Origin of the sequence: Bradyrhizobium sp. CCGB01 (assembly GCF_024199795.1) — a bacterium.
In the GTDB taxonomy this organism is placed as follows: Bacteria; Pseudomonadota; Alphaproteobacteria; order Rhizobiales; family Xanthobacteraceae; genus Bradyrhizobium.
This window is the reverse complement of the sequence record NZ_JANADK010000001.1, coordinates 1,155,796-1,174,128: the sequence shown is the minus strand read 5'-3', so window position 1 is coordinate 1,174,128 and position 18,333 is coordinate 1,155,796. Positions and strand designations below refer to the sequence as shown.

Annotated in this window: 12 protein-coding genes; 9 read left to right on the top strand and 3 right to left on the bottom strand. The window is 64.3% G+C overall.

The annotated features are described in order from the left end of the window. Positions 1-5: 5 nt before the first annotated feature. From NLM25_RS05245 to NLM25_RS05220, 6 genes are all read left to right on the top strand, one after another. On the top strand, positions 6-1,901 hold the full coding sequence (locus NLM25_RS05245; protein WP_254136301.1) for an AMP-binding protein: 1,896 nt from the start codon (positions 6-8) through the stop codon (positions 1,899-1,901). A gap of 42 nt (positions 1,902-1,943) precedes the next feature. Further along, positions 1,944-2,915 (top strand): ABC transporter permease, encoded by a 972-nt coding sequence (locus NLM25_RS05240; protein WP_254136300.1) that lies wholly within the window; start codon positions 1,944-1,946, stop codon positions 2,913-2,915. A 42-nt stretch (positions 2,916-2,957) separates the two neighbouring features. Continuing rightward, on the top strand, positions 2,958-3,974 hold the full coding sequence (locus tag NLM25_RS05235; RefSeq protein WP_254136299.1) for a sugar ABC transporter substrate-binding protein: 1,017 nt from the start codon (positions 2,958-2,960) through the stop codon (positions 3,972-3,974). A gap of 80 nt (positions 3,975-4,054) precedes the next feature. Then, positions 4,055-6,178, top strand: coding sequence for an SMP-30/gluconolactonase/LRE family protein (locus NLM25_RS05230; protein ID WP_254136298.1), 2,124 nt, complete (start codon positions 4,055-4,057; stop codon positions 6,176-6,178). After that, positions 6,175-7,272, top strand: a complete 1,098-nt coding sequence (locus NLM25_RS05225; RefSeq protein ID WP_254136297.1) for a hypothetical protein — start codon at positions 6,175-6,177, stop codon at positions 7,270-7,272. The genes NLM25_RS05230 and NLM25_RS05225 overlap by 4 nt, the downstream gene beginning before the upstream one ends. After that, complete coding sequence (locus tag NLM25_RS05220) at positions 7,269-8,765, top strand: sugar ABC transporter ATP-binding protein (RefSeq protein ID WP_254136296.1); 1,497 nt, start codon at positions 7,269-7,271, stop codon at positions 8,763-8,765. The genes NLM25_RS05225 and NLM25_RS05220 overlap by 4 nt, the downstream gene beginning before the upstream one ends. Before the next feature lie 8 nt (positions 8,766-8,773). On the opposite strand, the gene NLM25_RS05215 is transcribed toward NLM25_RS05220, so the two are convergent. The 3 genes from NLM25_RS05215 to NLM25_RS05205 form a co-directional block, all read right to left on the bottom strand. Beyond that, positions 8,774-9,262, bottom strand: a complete 489-nt coding sequence (locus NLM25_RS05215) for a DUF2059 domain-containing protein (RefSeq protein ID WP_254136295.1) — start codon at positions 9,260-9,262, stop codon at positions 8,774-8,776. A gap of 45 nt (positions 9,263-9,307) precedes the next feature. Continuing rightward, positions 9,308-10,525, bottom strand: a complete 1,218-nt coding sequence (locus NLM25_RS05210) for an OpgC domain-containing protein (protein ID WP_254136294.1) — start codon at positions 10,523-10,525, stop codon at positions 9,308-9,310. A gap of 321 nt (positions 10,526-10,846) precedes the next feature. Beyond that, positions 10,847-13,903 carry an AAA family ATPase gene (locus tag NLM25_RS05205; RefSeq protein WP_254136293.1) on the bottom strand — a complete coding sequence of 1,019 codons (3,057 nt, stop codon included), beginning with the start codon at positions 13,901-13,903 and terminating at the stop codon, positions 10,847-10,849. Positions 13,904-14,176: 273 nt separating this feature from the next. Between NLM25_RS05205 and NLM25_RS05200 the strand changes: the two genes are divergently transcribed. The 3 genes from NLM25_RS05200 (at position 14,177) to NLM25_RS05190 (ending at position 18,271) form a co-directional block, all read left to right on the top strand. Continuing rightward, entirely contained in the window at positions 14,177-14,668 is a 492-nt protein-coding gene (locus tag NLM25_RS05200) for a hypothetical protein (RefSeq protein ID WP_254136292.1), read from the top strand. Positions 14,669-15,195: 527 nt separating this feature from the next. Beyond that, positions 15,196-17,160, top strand: coding sequence for a CTQ-dependent glycine oxidase GoxA (gene goxA / locus NLM25_RS05195; RefSeq protein WP_254136291.1), 1,965 nt, complete (start codon positions 15,196-15,198; stop codon positions 17,158-17,160). Between the two features lie 4 nt (positions 17,161-17,164). Next, positions 17,165-18,271 carry an NAD(P)/FAD-dependent oxidoreductase gene (locus NLM25_RS05190; protein ID WP_256570663.1) on the top strand — a complete coding sequence of 369 codons (1,107 nt, stop codon included), beginning with the start codon at positions 17,165-17,167 and terminating at the stop codon, positions 18,269-18,271. The last annotated feature ends 62 nt before the right edge of the window (positions 18,272-18,333 follow it).

Genomic DNA, 18,333 nt, shown 5'->3' with positions numbered 1-18,333 from the left:
TGCGCGTGAGCAGCGTCTTGTCATCGCCGATCACAACACGGTTCACGCAACCGGTTAAAACCATCGCCGATATCGAGGCGCTGGAGCAGCAGTCTTACGAGTCCCTCGTCCCTGCCCGCAATCTCTTCCATCTCTTCGAAGCCACGGCGCGCCTGCATCCGGACCGCCCCGCGCTGACCGTCCTGACCAAGGGCTCGCGCGTGTCAGGCGATGTCACGCTGACGCACCGGCAATTGCTCGCGGAGATCGCGCGCGCGGCCAATCTGTTCAGATCGCGCGGCATCGGACAAACCGGCGGCACTGTCGCATTTCTTTGCCCAATCCTGCCGCCGCTGTTTCCGGCGCTGCTCGGCGCCCAGATCGCCGGCGTTGCCAGCTCGATCAACTATCTCCTGAACGAGGATGCGATCGCCGACCTGCTCGAGGCGCAGAACGCGACGGTGCTGGTCATCCCCGCCGAAACAGCCGATCGCGCGATCTGGGCCAAGGCGGCCAACGTCGCGAAGCGCGTCCCATCGCTGAAGACCATCTTTGTGATCGGCGCGAACGGTCCTCTGCCTGGAGGTTTTCTAAACTTCGACGAGGCGATTGCGGGAGCGCGCGACACGCTAGACTTCGAGCCATCGACGGACCGCCAGGCCGTCTGCGCGCTCTTCCACACCGGCGGCACCACCGGACGGCCAAAGCTCGTTCGCCTGACCCATGGCAACCAGATCCATGCAGCCTGGAGCTTTGCGCAGGTTCACGGGTTGGATGAGCTGGATGCCGCCGTGAACGGCTTTCCGCTGTTTCACGTCGGCGGCACGATGACGATCGGCCTGTCGATCCTCGCTGCCGGCGGCCACGTGATCATTCCCTCGCCCTACAGCCTCAGAAGTCCCGATGCCATCAGAGACTATTGGCACACCGTCGAGCGGTTCGGCGCAACCATCGTCAGTGGCGTGCCAACATCGATTGCCGCGCTCGCCGAAGTACCGGTCGGACCTTCCGATATCCGCACCGTTCGCATGGCGCTCACCGGCGGCGCCGTGGCGCCGAAGGCCGTGAGCGAGAGGTTTCAGGCACGCACGGGGATTACGCTGTTCGAGACCTACGGCATGACCGAGACCGCAGCGGCGATCGCGTTCAATCCCGGCCGCGGAACTCCCGTGCAGGGCAGCGTCGGCTTCCGGGCGCCGTTTGCACAGACAAAGATCGTCGCGCTTGATGATGCCGACCTCAGGACGGAATGCCCGCCTCTCACCAGCGGTCTCGTCCTCGTCAGGGGGCCGCAAGTGTTTCCCGGATATCTCGATCCCCAGCACAACAAGGGCGTGCTCACCGAAGACCACTGGATCGTCACCGGCGACGTCGGCTATCTCACGGCGGATCAGCGCCTGGTGCTGACCGGGCGCGAGAAGGACCTGATCGTGCGCAGCGGTCACAACATCGATCCAGCCGCGATCGAGGACGTCGCCAATGCCTTCCCCGGCGTGCAGATGAGTTCAGCCGTCGGCATGCCGGACGGCTATGCCGGCGAGGTGCCTATTCTCTTTGTGGTGCCGTCTCCCGGACAGACCATCGACCTGCCGCAGCTGCGCGAGCATCTCGAGCGGAACGTCAATGAGCCGCCCGCGCGGCCGAAGCGCGTCGTCCAGCTCGAAAGCCTTCCGGTCACCGCGGTCGGCAAGATCTTCAAGCCCGCGCTCCGCGACCTCGCCGTTCAGGAGAAGGTCAGGAGCGAGATCGATCGCATCTTCGGACCGGACACCGCAGCCGACATTCGCGTCGAGAAGGACGCCAGGCTGAACACGCTGGTCCACATCTCCGTGGACTCCAGCGATCAAGATCTGGCCAAGGCACTCGCCGAAAGCCTGACACCGCTTCCACAGACTTATCGCATCACCACCCGATCGTCATAACGGACCCGCAAGAAGCCGACGTCGAAGAAAGGCAAGACTGGGATGAAGCGCATTCGGTTCAATCAGCAGGAAATCGTCTTCGCCGTCTTCGCGCTGCTGTTCCTGCTGTTCTCGATATTCCTGCGCGGCTTCCTCACGTCGGACAACATGCTGACGCTGCTTCAGAACGTCTCCGTGCTCGGCATCCTCGGCCTTGCCATGGCGATCGTCGTGATCGGACGCGGCATCGACATCTCGCTGATCGCTGCGCTTGCGGTACCGCCGGGGCTGGTCTTGCAGATGGTGCAGAACGGTCACTCGCTGCCGGCCTCGCTGCTAACCGCCGTGCTGCTCACCATCGCGTTCGGCCTCGTCAACGGCTGGCTGATCGCTTATGCCGAAGTGCCCTCGCTGTTTGCGACGCTGGCGACCGGCCTTCTCCTCGCCGGTCTCGGGCAGGCCGCATTGTTCCAACTCGACGTCGTGCAATGGAGCCCCGGCATGGCCGGCTTCGAGCGGCTTGGACAGGGCACCATTCTCGGCATCCCGACATCGATCGTGATGTTCGCGATCGCCTGCATCGTGGTCGCGTTCCTGCTGCGCCAGACGCGCTGGGGAGCCTATATCTACGCAATCGGCGACAATCCCTACGCCGCGCGCGTCACCGGCATTCCCTCCCGCCCGATCATCGTCCTGCAATATGTGATCACCGCCCTGATCGGTTGCTTCGCCGGCCTCGTGCTGGCCGCATCGGTCAATTCGATGCCGACCCGCATCTTCAACTCGACGCTGATCTACGACGTCATCCTGGTCGTGGTGCTCGGCGGCATCGGGCTGTCAGGCGGACGCGGCGGCGTGCTGAACGTCGTCATCGGCACGCTCGTGATCGGCACGATGCTCAACGGCATGACCATCATGGACATCTCCTACGCCGGACAAAATCTCATCAAGGGCGTCGTGCTGCTGCTCGCGGTCATCACGGATTCCTTCCTGAATCCGCGCAACGAGGAGACGGCCCAGCAGGGCGATATCTGAACGATCCGAAAAATAACGACAACCACAACCAAGGAGGAAGCTATGAAGCATTTCGGCAGCCCGACAAAGGCAATCGTTGCCGCGCTGGCTCTTGCGGCAATGACTGCACCGGCCCTCGCCCAGCAGGGCCTGGACGAGCCGTTCCAGAAGCCTTTCAAGGAAGCGCTGGCCGGCAAGACGGTGGCTTACGTGCCGGTGGCCATGAACTTCGACCTCACCGAAGGCTGGTATGCCGGCCTGAAGAAGGAGCTCGAGCCGTTCGGCGTCAAGTTCGTGATCCGTGATGCGAACTGGAACACCAATGCCGGCGCACAGGCCGTGACCTCGCTGATCTCCGAGAAGCCGGCGGTGATGGTGGTTCACAATCCGGACGTGCAGACCTACGCCAAGCTGCTACAGCGCGCCGAGAACGAAGGCATCTACGTCATCCAGATCAACATGGGTTCGGCCTATCGCAGCTCCGCCTTCGTCGGCGCCAATTGGGTCGAGATCGGCGAACGCCAGACCGAAGGCGTGGTCAAGGCCTGCGAGGGCAAGTCGAACAAGATCGCGATCATCCAGGGGGCGCTGTCGGCGGCCGCGAGCGCCTATACGCTCAAGGGCGTCGAGAACGTGCTGGCCAAGCACCCCGAAATCAAGGTGGTGTCGAGCCAGGCCGCCGATTGGGACGCCGCCAAGGCCAAGGCGATTACGCAAACGGTGCTGAAGCAAAATCCCGATCTCTGCGGCATCGTCGGATTCTGGGACGGCATGGACATCGGCACCGCTGCCGCCGTCAAGGAAGCGGGCCTCACCGGCAAGGTGTTCGTGGCGACCTCGGGCGGCGGCGAACGCAAGGGCGCGTGCGAGCTGGTGAAGTCAGGCGCGTTCGATCTCAACATGAGCTACGACGTGCCGACCCAGGCCGCGCAGATGGCCGGCACGATCAAGTGGCTGCTGTCGTCGGGCGTCAAGCCCGGCTCCGTCAAAGGATCGGAATACACCACGCTGATTCCGATCACCAAGGAGAATGCCGACAGCCAGATGGCCTGCTGGAATCTCAGCGACCTCAAGAAATAGTTTTGCGCTGACGCTCCCGATCCCCGGGACATCTAAGCCCCGGGGATCCCGCTCCCGTACATTCTCCATGCCCTGCTGGAATGCCGATGCGCGACACACTGACAAGCCTGCGTTACCGCTACTGGCCCGATCATCTCCTTGGCGAAATCCTGTCCAAGCGATGGACCGAGACGGCTATCCCGGTCATCCTTCTCCTCATCGTCGGTCTCGCGCTCAGCCGATCCATCGACAACTTCCTGTCGCCTGCGAGTCTCGCCGACACCGCGCGTCAGGCCGGAGAGATCGGCTTCATCGCGCTCGGGCTGGCGCTGGTCGTCATCGTCGGCGGCATTGATCTTTCCGTCGGCTCGATCTTCGCACTGACTGATTTCTGCGCGCTCTATCTGCTCGACGTGCTGGGCTGGCCGGTCCCGGCGGTGGTGGCCGCCACGCTGCTCTGCGGCGCGCTGCTCGGCGCAGTCAACGGCGTCCTGATCGGATATCTGCGGCTGCGCGCCTTCATCACCACGCTGATCACCCTGATCATCTACCGCTCGGCTTACGACCTCCTGATCCAGCGCTATTCCAACGCGATCGCCTCGGCCTTCCCCGACATCCCGTCCTGGGATTTCATCGGCGGCGGCAGCGTCTTCGGCATTCCGACCGTCGCGCTCGTCTATATCGTCATCGCCATCTTCGGCCACATCTTCCTGACCCGGCTGCGTCCGGGCTGGCACATCACCGCAATCGGCGGCTCGCGCCGTTCGGCGTACAATTCGGGCATTCCCGTCCGTCGCACGATCGCACTCTGCTACGTCGCGAGCGGCGTGCTCACCAGCATCGGCGCATTGTTCTTCGCATCCCGGCTCGGCACTGTCGGCGGCGACATCGGCGTCGGCCTCGAGGTGATCGTGTTGACCGCAACCGTGCTGGGCGGCATCACGCTCGGCGGCGGCAAGGGCTCGGTCGCCAAATCGGCGGTCGGCGTACTGATCGTGCTCCTGATCACCAATGGTCTGACGACCATGAACGCGCGCGGCGGCGTCAACCGGATGGCGCTCGCGGGCATCCTGCTCGTCGCGGCGATGGTCGATATCCGCTGGCAGAAGAACCGGACCCGCATCATCAGCAAGGTCTATGTCGCGCCGACCTATCATGCACTGCCGCCGCCTCCGCCGACCGAGATCGGGCAAGGCGGTCCGTTCGAGCAGAATGACAAGCTGCGCAACGTCGAGGCGATCGGCCTCGGCCGGATCGAGGCGCCGGAGGACGTCATCCTCGATCGCCACGACAATCTCTATGCGGGCTCGCGCCACGGCGACATCATGCGCTTCCTCGCCCCCGACTATCAGAAGATGGAAGTGTTCGCCCATATCGGCGGCCAGCCGCTCGGCATGGCCTTCGACCGCGAGGACAATCTCTACGTCTGCATCGGCGGCATGGGGCTCTACCGGATCAAGCCTGACGGCACGGTGGAAAAGGCGACTGACGAGACCAACCGCAGCATGCGTTCGGTCAACGACGACAGCCGCCTGCGGCTCGCGGACGACCTGGACATCACCGACGACGGCCTGATCTTCTTCTCGGAAGCCACCGTGCGTTACGAGATGGACGAGTGGCCGATCGACGGCCTCGAGGCGCGCGGCAACGGCCGCATCATCTCTTACGACACCAAGACCGGCGTCACGCGCACGGAGCTGCGCGGGCTCAAATTCCCCAACGGCATCTGCGTGGCCAGCGACGGCCGATCGATCCTGTTCGCCGAGACGTTCGGCTGCTCGATCAAGCGCTATTGGTTCGCGGGACCGAAGAAGGGCAAGGTCGAAGTGGTCATGGATAACCTCCCGGGCTACCCTGACAACATCAACCTCGCCTCGGACGGCAATTACTGGCTGGCGCTGGTCGGCATGCGCAGCCCCTCGCTCGACCTCGCCTGGAAGATGCCCGGCTTCCGGCGTCGCATGGGCAAGCGCGTGCCCGTGGACGAATGGCTATTCCCCAACATCAACACGGGCTGCGTGGTCAAGTTCAACGAGCAGGGCAAGATCGTCGAGTCGTTCTGGGACCTCCGGGGCGAAAACCATCCGATGATCACCTCGATGCGCGAGCATCGCGGCTATCTCTATCTCGGCGGCATCCTCAACAACCGGATCGGCCGCTACAAGCTCGACAACGCCGATCCGAACTTCGTCCAGTATGACAAGAGGTGGGGGAAGCAGTCGTGATCGCAGCCGTCAGGGAATTCGCCAACCGCTTTCTCGGGCGCGGCGACGCCACCATCACCGTGCCGTCCTTCGACGGCGCGTTGAAGCCGAACCAGAAGCTGGAATCCGCCGAGACCTTGCTGACCTGCGACGCGCCAGAGGACCTCGCCACCGATGGAAGCAATCTCTTCATCGCGGACGGTCAGCGGCTGATGTCCCTGAATGGCGGTTCGGCATCGGAGCTCCGCAGCTTCGAGCGGCCGATCTCGGGGCTGTGCGCCCTTCCCGGCGGCGGCCTTGCGGTCGCGCTCGGGGGACGCGAGGTGCGTCTTTACGCAAATCCTTCAGCCGACGTACCCAGCGTGACGTTCGCCGATGCGGCCTTCAACGCGATCAACGCGCTGGCACTCGCGAGCGACAACTCGCTGATTGCGACGGACGGCTCGGCGACATGCAGCGTCGACGACTGGGCGCGCGACCTGATGGAGCTCAACCGCACCGGCCGCGTGTTCAGGCTCGATCCCGGCAGCAAGACCGTCACGCCGCTGGCCCAGGGGCTCGGCCATGCCTTTGGCGCCTGCGCGCATGGCGACGGCGCGCTTGTCAGCGAGAGCTGGCGCCACCGTCTCGTCCTGGTGGCGCCGGGCGCTTCGCCGCGAACAGTGCTCGCTCACCTTCCCGTCTATCCGTCGCGGCTGTCGAAGGCCTCGGGGGGCGGCTACTGGCTCACCGCGTTCACCGCGCGCACCCAGCTGATCGAGTTCGTGTTACGCGAGCCGGCTTACCGCCGCCGCATGATGGCCGAGATCGACCCCGCGTACTGGGTCGCGCCGCGCCTGCGCTCGGGCCTCTCGTTCAAGGAGCCGATGCAGGGCGCGCACATCAAGACCATGGGTGTCATCAAGCCATGGGCGCCGCCGCGCTCCTACGGCCTTGTCATTCGCCTCAACGCAGATGGGCAGCCGCTTTATTCGCTGCACAGCCGGGTCGACGGCGTCAATCACGGCGTCGTCGCGGCCATCGAGATGGGCAACGATCTCGTGCTGATCGCCAAGGGACCGGGCCGGGTCCTCCGGCTCCCCCTCGCCGGCCTTGCCGAGGAGTTCTGCTCATGAGCGACATCGTGCTCTCGCTGCACAAGGCCACAAAGCTCTACGCCGGCGTACCCGCCATCGACGGGGTCGACTTCGATCTCCGCCGTGGCGAGATCCACGCGCTGGTCGGCGAGAACGGCGCCGGCAAGTCAACTCTGACCAAGGTGATGGCAGGCGTCGTGACGTTGACCTCGGGCACCATGACGGTCGACGGCACCGACGTCGCGCCAAGGACGCCGCTGGAGGCGCGCCATCTCGGCATCGCCATGGTGTTCCAGGAGAACAGCCTGGTACCGACCATGACGGTCGCGCAGAACCTGTTTCTCGGGCAGGAGAAATTCTACAACCGCTTGCGCGGTATCTACATCGCCGCACAACAGTTCCTGCAGTCGCTCAATTTCGACGTCACGCCGACCGCGACCGTGAGCGGCCTCGGCGCGGCCAAGAAGCAGATGGTGGAGATCGCGCGGGCGGTCCTGCACCGCGCCAAGGTCATCATCTTCGACGAGCCGACCGCGTCGCTGACACCGGAGGAGAAGAAATACTTCTTCGACCTCGTCCGCGATCTCAGGAAGCGCGGCGTCTCGATCGTCTTCATCTCGCATGCCCTGGAAGAGGCGCTGCTGCTGGCCGACCGGATCACGGTGCTGCGCGACGGCAAGCACGTCGTGACCGACGACGCCGCAAAATTCGACCGCGCCGCCATCGTTCAGGCAATGGTCGGACGCGACCTTTCCAATACGCTCTACGGCGCGCGAAAGAGCACCGTGCGTCCGGCCGGCACGCGCGTCCTCACGGTCCAGAATTTGAAGATGGCCCCGATGGTGAAGAACAATTCGCTGTCGGTGTTCGCGGGACAGATCACCGGCGTGTTTGGCCTGGTCGGCGCGGGCCGCACCGAGACGTTCAAGATCGTCTCCGGCGTGCTCAAGCGCGACTTCTTCCACGGCGGCGAGATCCTGCTGCACGACAAGCCGGTGCGCTATCGGGTGCCGGCACCGGCGGTCAAGGCCGGCATCGCCTATGTCACCGAGGACCGCAAGGTCGAGGGCTTCTTCGAGACGTCCTCGATTGCGCGCAACATCTATCTCGGCCTGCTGTCGAAGTTTCCCAAGGGACGCATGATGCTGTCGCGGCGGGAGACCGACACGGTCGGCAAGACCTGGATCGAGAAGCTCAGGGTTCGCGCCATCGGCGACCACGGCAAGGTGGTCGAGCTGTCCGGCGGCAATCAGCAGAAAGTGGTGATCGCCAAATCGCTGGTGCAGGAGCCCGACCTGATCATCTTCGACGAGCCGACCCGCGGCGTGGACGTCGGCGCGATCGTCGAGATCCACGAGCTGATCAACCAGCTCGCGGACGAGGGCAAGGCGGTCGTGGTCATCTCATCCTATTTGCCCGAGATCATGGCGCTCTCGGACCGCATCCTGGTCTCGCGCCAGGGCAAGGTCGTCGAAGAATTCTCCGCGCTGGACGCGACGGAGGAGAGGATCATGTACGCGGCGATCCACTAGCAAACAGTCTAGAGCTTGTGCCCCTTCTGGCGCAGCGCCTCGATCAGGCGCTGTTTCAGTTCGTCGGCGGCCTTCTGGCTGACGTCCTGGCCGATCTGCACGCTCGCCTGCGCTAGCGCATCGGACTTCTCCAGGAGTTTTCGGCCCGCAGGGCTGGCGTAGAACGCCTCGATCTGGCGCAGCTCATCGGCGCTGAAGCTTTGGGCGTAGAGGGCGGCGACCTGGTCGATCAGCGACGTCAGGGCCGGGGTGTAGATCTCGGAGCCCGGGGCCGTCATCGCATCATAATCGCGCTCGATCTCCGGGCGGTCCTGCGCGACCACGGGGCGGAGCTTGAGCAGGAGTTGCGGCAACAGCAAGCGATACTGATCCGCGATCTTCAGGGTGACGACGAGCTTGCGGGCCGCGTTCAGCGCCTCCGGCGACGGCGCCTCTGCCGATGCACCACAGGCGAAAAGCAGAAGGGCGGCGGCGATCGTCAGCAAACGTCTGGACATGAACCTCTCCGTTGGACCTCTCCACGAGATGCAGGCGGGCGATGCTCAACGACCTGCGGGCGCCGCTGCGGCCGTCGTGGCCGGAGCGTTGTCCAAAGCCGCGTCAGCCTCCTCCACCTCCGTCACCTTCACGAACAGGTTCGGCACCCGCTCGGCGCGGCCGAGCAGCCAGGCCGCGCCGATCATGATGAGAATGCCGACGACGGAGACGGCGAGCTGCTCCCAGACGCCCTTGGTGTACTGGGTCAGGATCCAGTGCGCCGAGAACGACAGGAACACGCCGAGGCAGAAGATCGGCAGCGAATGCTGGCCGCAGAGGATGACGGGCCGCAGCCAGGCCGCATGCAGCGTCCGCCATCTGCGCGAGACGAAATGGGTCACCCAGATCGCCAGCGCCAGGAAGTGCGTGAAGCGCAGCATGTCGAGGTCGGTCTTGTCGATCGGGTAGATCGCCTTGATCATCCATTTCGGGATCAAGGCCTCGAGCGCGGGGAGGTGCCAGGTCATCACGATCAGCAGCGCGAAGAGAAGCCAGGCCGCGGCCAGCGTCATCGCCGCTTTCGACCACACCCATTTTGCGATCTTGTCGATCTGGCCGATGCCGCACCAAGCGGCGAACACGAACATCAGCTGCCAGCAGAACGGATTGAAGTACCAGGTCGTGCCGGGCGGATAGGAGGCGATGTTCCAGTCGAACCGGCGCGACAGCATGTACAGCACCACGGACGCGGCGAGCGTCAGGTTCGGCCGGCGCACCAGGCACCACACGATGAAGGGCGAGGCGAACACCAGGGTGATGTAGAGCGGCAGCACGTCGAGATTGACCGGCTTGTACTTCAGGAGGATCGCCTGCCCGATCAGCTCGTCCGGATGGGACAGGAAGTTGAAGACGTTGAACTCGTGCTCGTACATCGGATTGTCGAAGCGGCGCGCGGTGCGGGCGATCTGCGCCGTGAACAGCAGGAACAGCATGATGTGGGCGACATACATCTCGATCGCACGCCGCCACAGCCGCTTCAGCGCGGCGAGAAACCAGCCGCCCGCGACGATCGGCCCGTAGATCCAGCCGACCAGATAGCCGGAGATGAAGACGAAGAACTCAGCGGCGTCGCTGAAGCCGTAGTTGCGCAAGGTCAGCCAGGCCACGACGTCGTGCGGGATGTGATCGAGGAAGATCATCCACAACCCGATGCCGCGGAAGAGATCGAGCCGCAAATCGCGCTCGACCGGCGCCAACAGAGCCGACTGGTCCCGTGTGATCATGACCCGCCTCGTCCGGTGGGCGTCGCGCCGTCGCGGCGCCGAAAAATGGAATGCTAAAAATTGTCGATCAAAAGTCACCTGGCCTTGCGGCTAGCGCGCCAACGGTAACCCACCTTGGTGGGCACGCAAGGGACTTCGTCATCGTGACGGGCAGCACCGCCGGGCCGGCCTTGCGCCCTGCATCAAGGGGGCGGCCTTCAAGGCAGCGAAAACAACCCCATGCACAGTAGCTAAGCCCTTGCGCTGCCTGCGGGATTTATTTGACGCGTCGGGCAGATATCGGCCGTGGCGCCGCCATCGCTGACCGGCCGGGGAGCGGTGTCAGGTCAGCTCGTCGTCCCGCGCCAGCATCTCGTTCAGCATCGCCTCGGCCTTGTGCCGGAGCGGCAGCGCGCCGCTTTCGGAGGCGATCGCGATTGCAGCACGCAGGGCCGCGAGGATGGCCGCCTTGCCCTCGTCGTCCGAGGGTGGCGTCACCACGGCTTCGCCGAACAGGGCCTCGGCCTCGAGCCCGGAGAAGCCCTGCTGCCGCGCGGTGTTGCGCGCCTCGCGCAGCATGTTCTGCGCGGCCCTGATATCGCCGAGGCGCCAGGTCGCGAGCGCAAGGTAGATCGAGCTGCGCAGCACCGCCGAGGTATAGCCGACCGCCTTCGCCTCCTCGCGCGCCTCCGTCAGCATGCCGCGCGCCCGGTCGAACAGCCCCTGCTCCAGATAGGCCATGCCGAGATGGCAGGCCAGCACCGGCACGAACAGCCGGATGCCGTGCTTCTGCGCAAGGACAAATCCGTCTTCGAGTATGGCTGCCGCCGCCGCCGGCTCGTTGCGGCCGAGCTTCAGCCAGCCGCCGCTATAGGCGGCGGCGACGCGGTCGTAGGGGCGGCCCGTTTCCTCCGCGATCGCGGCGGCCTGTTGCTGGAGCTGCTCGGCGGCGTTGAGTTCGCCCATGACGGTATGGGTGAAGCTCTTCATCATGCAGCAGAGGAGGAGTGTGTATTTCGGGGGCGTGCCGGTGGGCGGACTGGCATCCGCCCCCCGCAGTTGGGTGCGGACGCGCGCAAACGCCTGCTCGGCCTCCTGATAACGCCCGGCGAGAAAATACGCCTGCCCGAGACCGTATCCGGCGGCATTCAGCCAGCCCAGATTGCCCCACTCCTTCGCGAGGACGATAACGTCCTCGCTGATCGCAACCGCTTCGGCAGGCGTGCCGTAGAAGTTCTGAGCAGCAGCAGAGACTGTCATCGCGGCAACCTTGCGCTCTATATCATCGATCGCGTTGGCCCGCCGCTCAGCTTCCTTCCCGTGATCCAGCCAATCGAACACCTGACCAGATGCCATGAACGCCAAACGCGCCTCCAGCCGGAGGTCGATCGCACTTGCCTCTCGCGAACGAGTGGGGTCCGTCTTGTCCAGAGAGTTCATCGCAATGACGAAATAATTGGCGGCGTCGGCAAACGCCGAGCGCGCGAAACACTTTTGCGCGGCCCTTTTGCCGTGGTGGAACGCCTTGTGCCAATCCTTCGCCCGGGTCGCGTGATAGCAGAGCGCGTCCGGACCATCGGCCAATGCCTCATCGGTCTCGATAGCCGCGAGAATGCTCGCATGTATGCCTTCGCGCACCTTTTCGACCATCGAATCGTAGGTCACCTGCCTGACCATCTCGTGCCGAAATTCGAGCGAGTCCTCCAACTCGCTATCGATCCTGACGAGCAGTTCGGCCCGATCGAGCGCGGTCAGGCAATCCTGGAGGACGTCTTCCGGCAAGACTGCCACTTTCCGCAGTATGGCCGGGTTCGCCCGGGGTCCAAGCGCCGCGGCGATCTGGAGCAGCGACCGTTCCTGTCGTGACAAGCGATCCAGCCGCGCCGCGATCACACCCTGAATGCTGCTGGGGATGCCGAGCTCGCCAACGGGACGTGCAAGCGAAAGGTCACCCCACTGGCCGAGAAGCATACCGCTGTCCTTCAGACTGCGGCAGACTTCCTCGATGAACAGCGGAACGTTGGCCGTATGAGAGATGATCCGGCTCTTCAGGTCCGCATTCGACGTGGCCGGACCAAGCATCTCCGCGAGCATGGCCAGCCCCGAATCGTCGTCAAGAGGCCGCATCGCCACGATTTCCGCTTGGCAACGCGCGATCCACACCGGCATTCCATGCGGCCGGGTCGTCAGTAGCACAAGCAAATCGGGACTCTGTAGTCCGGCGAGTGCGGCAATAACCGCATCGCTCGCCCGATCAATCCAATGCACGTCCTCGATCAGAAGCACTGTGCGCTGGCGACGAGCAGTCCCCTCCACCAGCGCGCAGCTGGCGTCCGAGATTGCGCGCCCGCGCGCGTGAGGCCCCAATTCGTCCCATTGCGGATCAGAAATCGGCAGGTCCAGGACTGCATCGACGGCCCGCTGATGGACCACCGGCAACGAGTCTCTAGGATCGTCCGCCCGGGCCGGATTCCGCGCAGCGGCATCAAGTATCGACAACAACAAACGCTTGAGAGCGCTGTAAGGTGCGCCCTGAAGATTCGGGCTGCACTCGGCGTCGATCAGCCGCCAGCCGCCAGCTCGGAGGTCCTGCACAAACTCATGGGCAAGGCGGGACTTTCCGATGCCGGCATCCCCCATCAGCAGAACCGTCTGCCGATTTGTGACAACCCTTTCCGTAGCGCGCCAGAGCAGCGCCCGCTCCGTCGTGCGGTCGACAAACCGGGAGACGCTACGCGCGCGGCGCACCCGCCAGCTCGAAAGATCACTGGCGCCCAGAAGCCGGTATACCGGAAGCGGCTCGTTGAACCCACGCAACGCCTTGCGACCGAGAAGGTCGAAACGGACGTGCCCTTCCGCAAGCTTCTGGCAGGCCTCGGACACGAGGATCTGGTTCGCCTCGGCTGCCGACTCCAGCCTAGCGGCGAGGTGCTGGGCGGCACCGCCGATTTCGTAAACCTTGGAAAACTCGCTCGCGACCATGTAGGCGACGACATGGCCTGAGTGGAGGCCCACCCGAACCTGAAGTCCGGCATCACCCAGGCCGATGACGCGCCGGACCAGCTCGATCGCCGCGTGGCAGGCCATCGGGGCATGATTGTCGTCGGCGATCGGAGCGCCGAATACGGCGGCCAACCCGTCCCCCAGCTCCTTGCTGACGATGCCGCCGAACTGGCGCACCGCGCCCCGCATGGCTGCGAGTGCCGGTTCAAGCCGCGAGACGGCCTCTTCCGGCTCCAGCTCGGCGACCAAGCCCGTCGAATCGATCACATCTGCGCGAAGGATCGTGACGAACCTACGCTCGCTCTCGGGATCTTCCCGCCGGTGGACCGCAGCACCGCATTTCGGACACCGACCATCATCTTGATCGATCGTCGACTGACACGTCAAACAGTGCATCCGAGCGCCTTCAATGTCTCGGGAAGATGGATGATCATCCCCGCGAGCGATGAGATACCATGATTACCGGTCGAGGACTTCTTAGCAATGAGCCTTGGGGCATTCCAACTGTACTGCCTTTGCTGGACGAAGCGCAGCCGCCGATGATACTTTGCCAGAATCGATCAATAACGAGGCATGAGTTTTTCGCTGCGCCGGAGCACCGCAGGGGCAGCTGTTATTGCAGATTCACTTACTTTCCCGGGGCAGCGAAGTCACAACAGGAATGGGGCGATGGGCACTAAAACCTACAACGGCAAGCAGTTCAGAGACTTGATGAACAGCAATTACTACCCGCTGGCGAACATGAAGAAGAGCGTGGCCAAGCTCAAGGCATCGGACGACATCGATCTGCCGACGCTGGAATACGGCCAGTATCACCTGATTCTGACGCCCGCCTCGAAGTGGCCGCAGGACAGCGCCAAGTACTGGCACAAGGAGAAGGGCCGGGCTCGTCTCGATCTCAGTACCCAGCCGAACACAGTCCCCCTGTCCCGGGACGAGCCGGGCGTGATCCCGCTGACGCGTTGTGATCTGCTCGATGCCTGCGTCCGGAAATGCTTCAATTCCGAGCCGCCGATCCCGATGAAGACCAACATCATCGTCCACGCGCCGAACGATGCCTATGCCCACCGGCACGAGATCCGGCTGGAGTGGGAGTACAAGAAGGGCGCGGATAGGCCGACGCTGCTCCATCTGACGATGGTCTGCCCGCACCGGGACTGATCTCGCGCGCGTTCTGCGCGATCAAGAGAATGACTGCCATCGCCTCTCGCGCGCCCCGGGCATGCGAGAGGCATTTGCTTTCGGGCCGCCCATGACAGGACCGCCCGCCACTGTCAGCTTCGCGTCGGCTAGGAGCCGTCGCCGCAGCCGCTACCTCTCGCGCCTGTCCCATGTCCCGTCACGGGCCTGTCGCATCACGATGATTCGCTAGCTCCAGTATGCGAGTCGCCTCGCTCGGAGAGCGGTCGTCGCGCCTTGCCGCTGTCGACCGCCGAAAAGAAGGGGCTCACTGACGCCAAGCGGCAGGCCGACACTTGCGGAAAGACGCGAGCCTCGAACGCGAGAGAACCACATCTTAAAGATTTCTACCTAGTGATCGCTCAACCAGCCGATCGCGTTCTCTACATTCGATCCAATTGATGCCTCGCCCTCGCCCAATGCGCTCCTCGTCGGTTCATTGATGTAGCGCTCCCCGTGCGAAGCCTGGTCATGCGTCATCGTGGGTCATCAACCGGAGACATTCGCCAGTGAAACGCCGTGACTTCTTGATTAGCGCATCAGCCGTCGGTTTTGCAGCGCCTGCCCTTTTCAGGGCGGCCGTTTTGCCGGCGCTGGCGCAGGCACAGGCACCTGCAGGTGCATCGATCGTGCGCGCGGCGATTTTCCCGGCGATCGGCTTTTCGCGCGTCGGCAATGGCGATGAATGGTTCCTCGCGCCTGAAGTGCCTGGCCTGATGAATGAACCTGCGGGCGGGTTCAAGCAGGGACCGAGCCGCATCAAGAAGCAGGTCCAGCGTTTTCGCGTCTACGGCTATGACGATCAGGGCCGCGTCGTGCGTGAGCTCGGCGAGGCTGACGGCTTGCGATGGACCGTGCACGTGGCGAACAGCAAGGCGGCCTGGTACGGCTATTCGAACGCAATGGACGGTGGTGACAATGCACCGGGCATTCCCGGCGCGTTGCGCAATGCCGCGATCGAGCCGGCCCGCCGCGGGGAAATGCTGGTGATCGACGCGGGTCCGGTCCGGATCGACGGCGCTTCGAAGAACGCCGACGGCCGTGACGCGGCCTATCGCATGGCCGGCAAGTTCTGGAAGACGATGCCGGTGACGCTCGGTCATCTGCGCACCGACGAGGCCGGGCGGCTGCTGGCTTTTCCTGCCGACGGCATCTCCGAATCCGCGCTGCCGCAGAATCCGGTGCGCGACTTCACCAACAATGACGGATGGCACGACGACTGGTGCGACGGCTGGGTCAAGGCCAACGTCCGGGTTGGCGGCACGGACATCGCCTGCGAGCCGGCCTGGGTTGTCTGCTGCGGTCCGAAATTCGCACCGCAGATCGAGCCGATCGTCAGTCTCTACGACGCGGCACGGGAAGCAATGATTGCGTCCGGGCATATGAAACCGCTGTCCGCTGCAGTGTCGTTTCGCCGGGATGTGCTTCCGATCCTGCGGCGCTCCGGCATGATGCAATGGATCGTGCAGGCCTCCTATCTCAGCAAGGCTTGGATCGATCTCGACGATCTGTCCGACCCCGCCGTCGTCCAGTCGCTTGCGGACCCCACGGAGAAAGCGCGTCCCGCGCGCGAAAAGGTTCTGGCCGCGTTCCGCAAGCCCGGCAGCGACGACCGGCGCCCTGACGCGCTGCCTCCCATGCTCGGGGATGGAGTCAACTTCCCGGGAAGCCCGACCGGCTGGCTCACGCTGACGCCGACCCAGTACCAGATCCTGAGCCACTGGGCCAAAGGCGAGTTCACCGACGACCTCAACGACGCCGCCGCCAACGCGGTCGAGAAGCTCGACGACATGCCGTTGTCGCTCCGGCCGGAGGCGCTCACACGTGCGGCATTGGATGCCTGTTCGGGCGGTGCGTTTCACCCCGGCGTCGAGATCACATGGCCGGTCCGCCATGCCGCGCTGTACCGGCCTACGACAGAAACACCGCTCCCCTTCCGCATCGCGATCTCGACAAGGAAGAGCCTCGTTCAGGATGTCGGCTTGCAGCTCAATCCGCAGAATGTCTTCGCCGGTCATCCCAACCGGAAGGACGATGGCGCACCCGTGGGGCCGCAGGCGCCGGGCGATCTCACGCGATGGATGGGCGTTCCCTGGCAGGGCGATGCCTTCAGCTGCCAGTCCGTCCTGACGGCCGAGGGCTTCCCGACGCCCGTCTGGTGGCCTGCGCTGCTTCCCGTCGATGTCCTGCCGGAAGGTTTCTACAAGCAGATGATGCGTGCGGATCTCTCGGCGGAAGAGCGGCTGCGGTTCTATCATTCGCGGGTTGCCTGGTCGCGCGGTGCGGCCGGCATCGGCTTGCATGTCGAGGCGAGCTACACCGACGGATTGCGGCGAATGATCGAGCTGTGGACGCGAATGGGCGTCGTCGTCCGCCGCGCCGGACCGAAGGACGTCCCGGGCATTCCCAAGGACGTCTTTGTCGAAGTGCAGCGCGGCACGCTGGATCTTTCCCCGATCAAGGACCGCTCCTAAACGCATGCACCAAGTCGTGATTCTGGGTGCGGGAATGGCAGGGATGGCCTGCGCGCGCACCCTGCTCAGGCGGGGATACCGCCCGCTCCTCATTGCGCCCGGTCATGACGTCGCCAATCGTGGCGAAACGCTTTCGTTTCGCGCGTCTCCCCATCTCGAGAGTCTCGGCTGGCTTGGGTTGCTCGACGCGGAGACTGCGATCGCATGTCAGGGCCGCTATTCGGTGTGGGGGAGCACCACGCTGCGGCGGGATGCGTTTCACCAGGAGAAAGCGTCGGGCTGGCATATCGACCGGCAGCGGCTCGAAACCCGCATGGCCGAGACGCTCGACGCCGACGGCGTCGCGCGGCAGTGGGCCGAGGCCCGTCAGCTCTCGCGAACACCGGCCAATGTCGTTGTCGATCTTGCCGATGGCAGCTCGATCGAAGCGGGGTTTGTGATCGACTGCTCCGGCCGCGCCTCGGTTACGTCCGGGTGCGAAACACCGCTACGCCGTCTCGACAAGCTCGTGGCCTGCTACGGCATTTTCCACCTTGAGGAGGATGTCGAAGCCGTGCCGGCGACGCTGGTTGAGGCCGTAGCGGAGGGATGGTGGTACATGTCCCTGATGCCAGGCAACCGCATCCTGCTCTGCTTCTTCACAGATTCGGACTTGCTCCCGGCCGGACTGCGCAAGGACATAACTCTGTGGGCCGACATGGTTTCGCAGACCCATGCGATCTCTGCACGCGTGACGAGCCTGGGCATCGATGTCGCTGCGTGCGCGAAGCTGGAGTTTGCGCCGGCGAGCACCACCACGATGTCAGGGATGATCGACCATCGCATCGTCCGGGCAGGCGACGCCGCGAGTGCGCTCGATCCTCTGGGAGCGAACGGCCTTGCCACCGCGCTGTGGAGCGGCATTCAGGCCGCCGAGAGCATAGCCGGCGCCCTCACGGGGGATCCAACGACATCCCGGCACTACGAACGGCAGTTTCTGGAGGGGATCGCAACCTATCTGGTCACGCAGCGAGCAATGTATGCATCCCAACGCCGCTTTCCCGACGCGCCCTTCTGGCAGCGACGCCACGATGTTTCGCTCGAGACCATCTCGCCTGCAGTCGAGGCGTAACGAACGGCTGCCCGCCAAAACAAAAATGGCCCGCTTGTCGCGGGCCATTTTCGTATCGGAAC

Excerpts from the sequence above, each read along its gene's own strand:
- NLM25_RS05240 (WP_254136300.1), top strand. The coding sequence starts at position 1,944 with ATGAAGCGCATTCGGTTCAATCAGCAGGAAATCGTCTTCGCCGTCTTC.
- NLM25_RS05235 (WP_254136299.1), top strand. The coding sequence starts at position 2,958 with ATGAAGCATTTCGGCAGCCCGACAAAGGCAATCGTTGCCGCGCTGGCT.
- NLM25_RS05230 (WP_254136298.1), top strand. The coding sequence starts at position 4,055 with ATGCCGATGCGCGACACACTGACAAGCCTGCGTTACCGCTACTGGCCC.
- NLM25_RS05220 (WP_254136296.1), top strand. The coding sequence starts at position 7,269 with ATGAGCGACATCGTGCTCTCGCTGCACAAGGCCACAAAGCTCTACGCC.
- NLM25_RS05215 (WP_254136295.1), bottom strand. The coding sequence starts at position 9,262 with ATGTCCAGACGTTTGCTGACGATCGCCGCCGCCCTTCTGCTTTTCGCC.
- NLM25_RS05210 (WP_254136294.1), bottom strand. The coding sequence starts at position 10,525 with ATGATCACACGGGACCAGTCGGCTCTGTTGGCGCCGGTCGAGCGCGAT.
- NLM25_RS05205 (WP_254136293.1), bottom strand. The coding sequence starts at position 13,903 with ATGCACTGTTTGACGTGTCAGTCGACGATCGATCAAGATGATGGTCGG.
- NLM25_RS05200 (WP_254136292.1), top strand. The coding sequence starts at position 14,177 with ATGGGCACTAAAACCTACAACGGCAAGCAGTTCAGAGACTTGATGAAC.
- NLM25_RS05190 (WP_256570663.1), top strand. The coding sequence starts at position 17,165 with ATGCACCAAGTCGTGATTCTGGGTGCGGGAATGGCAGGGATGGCCTGC.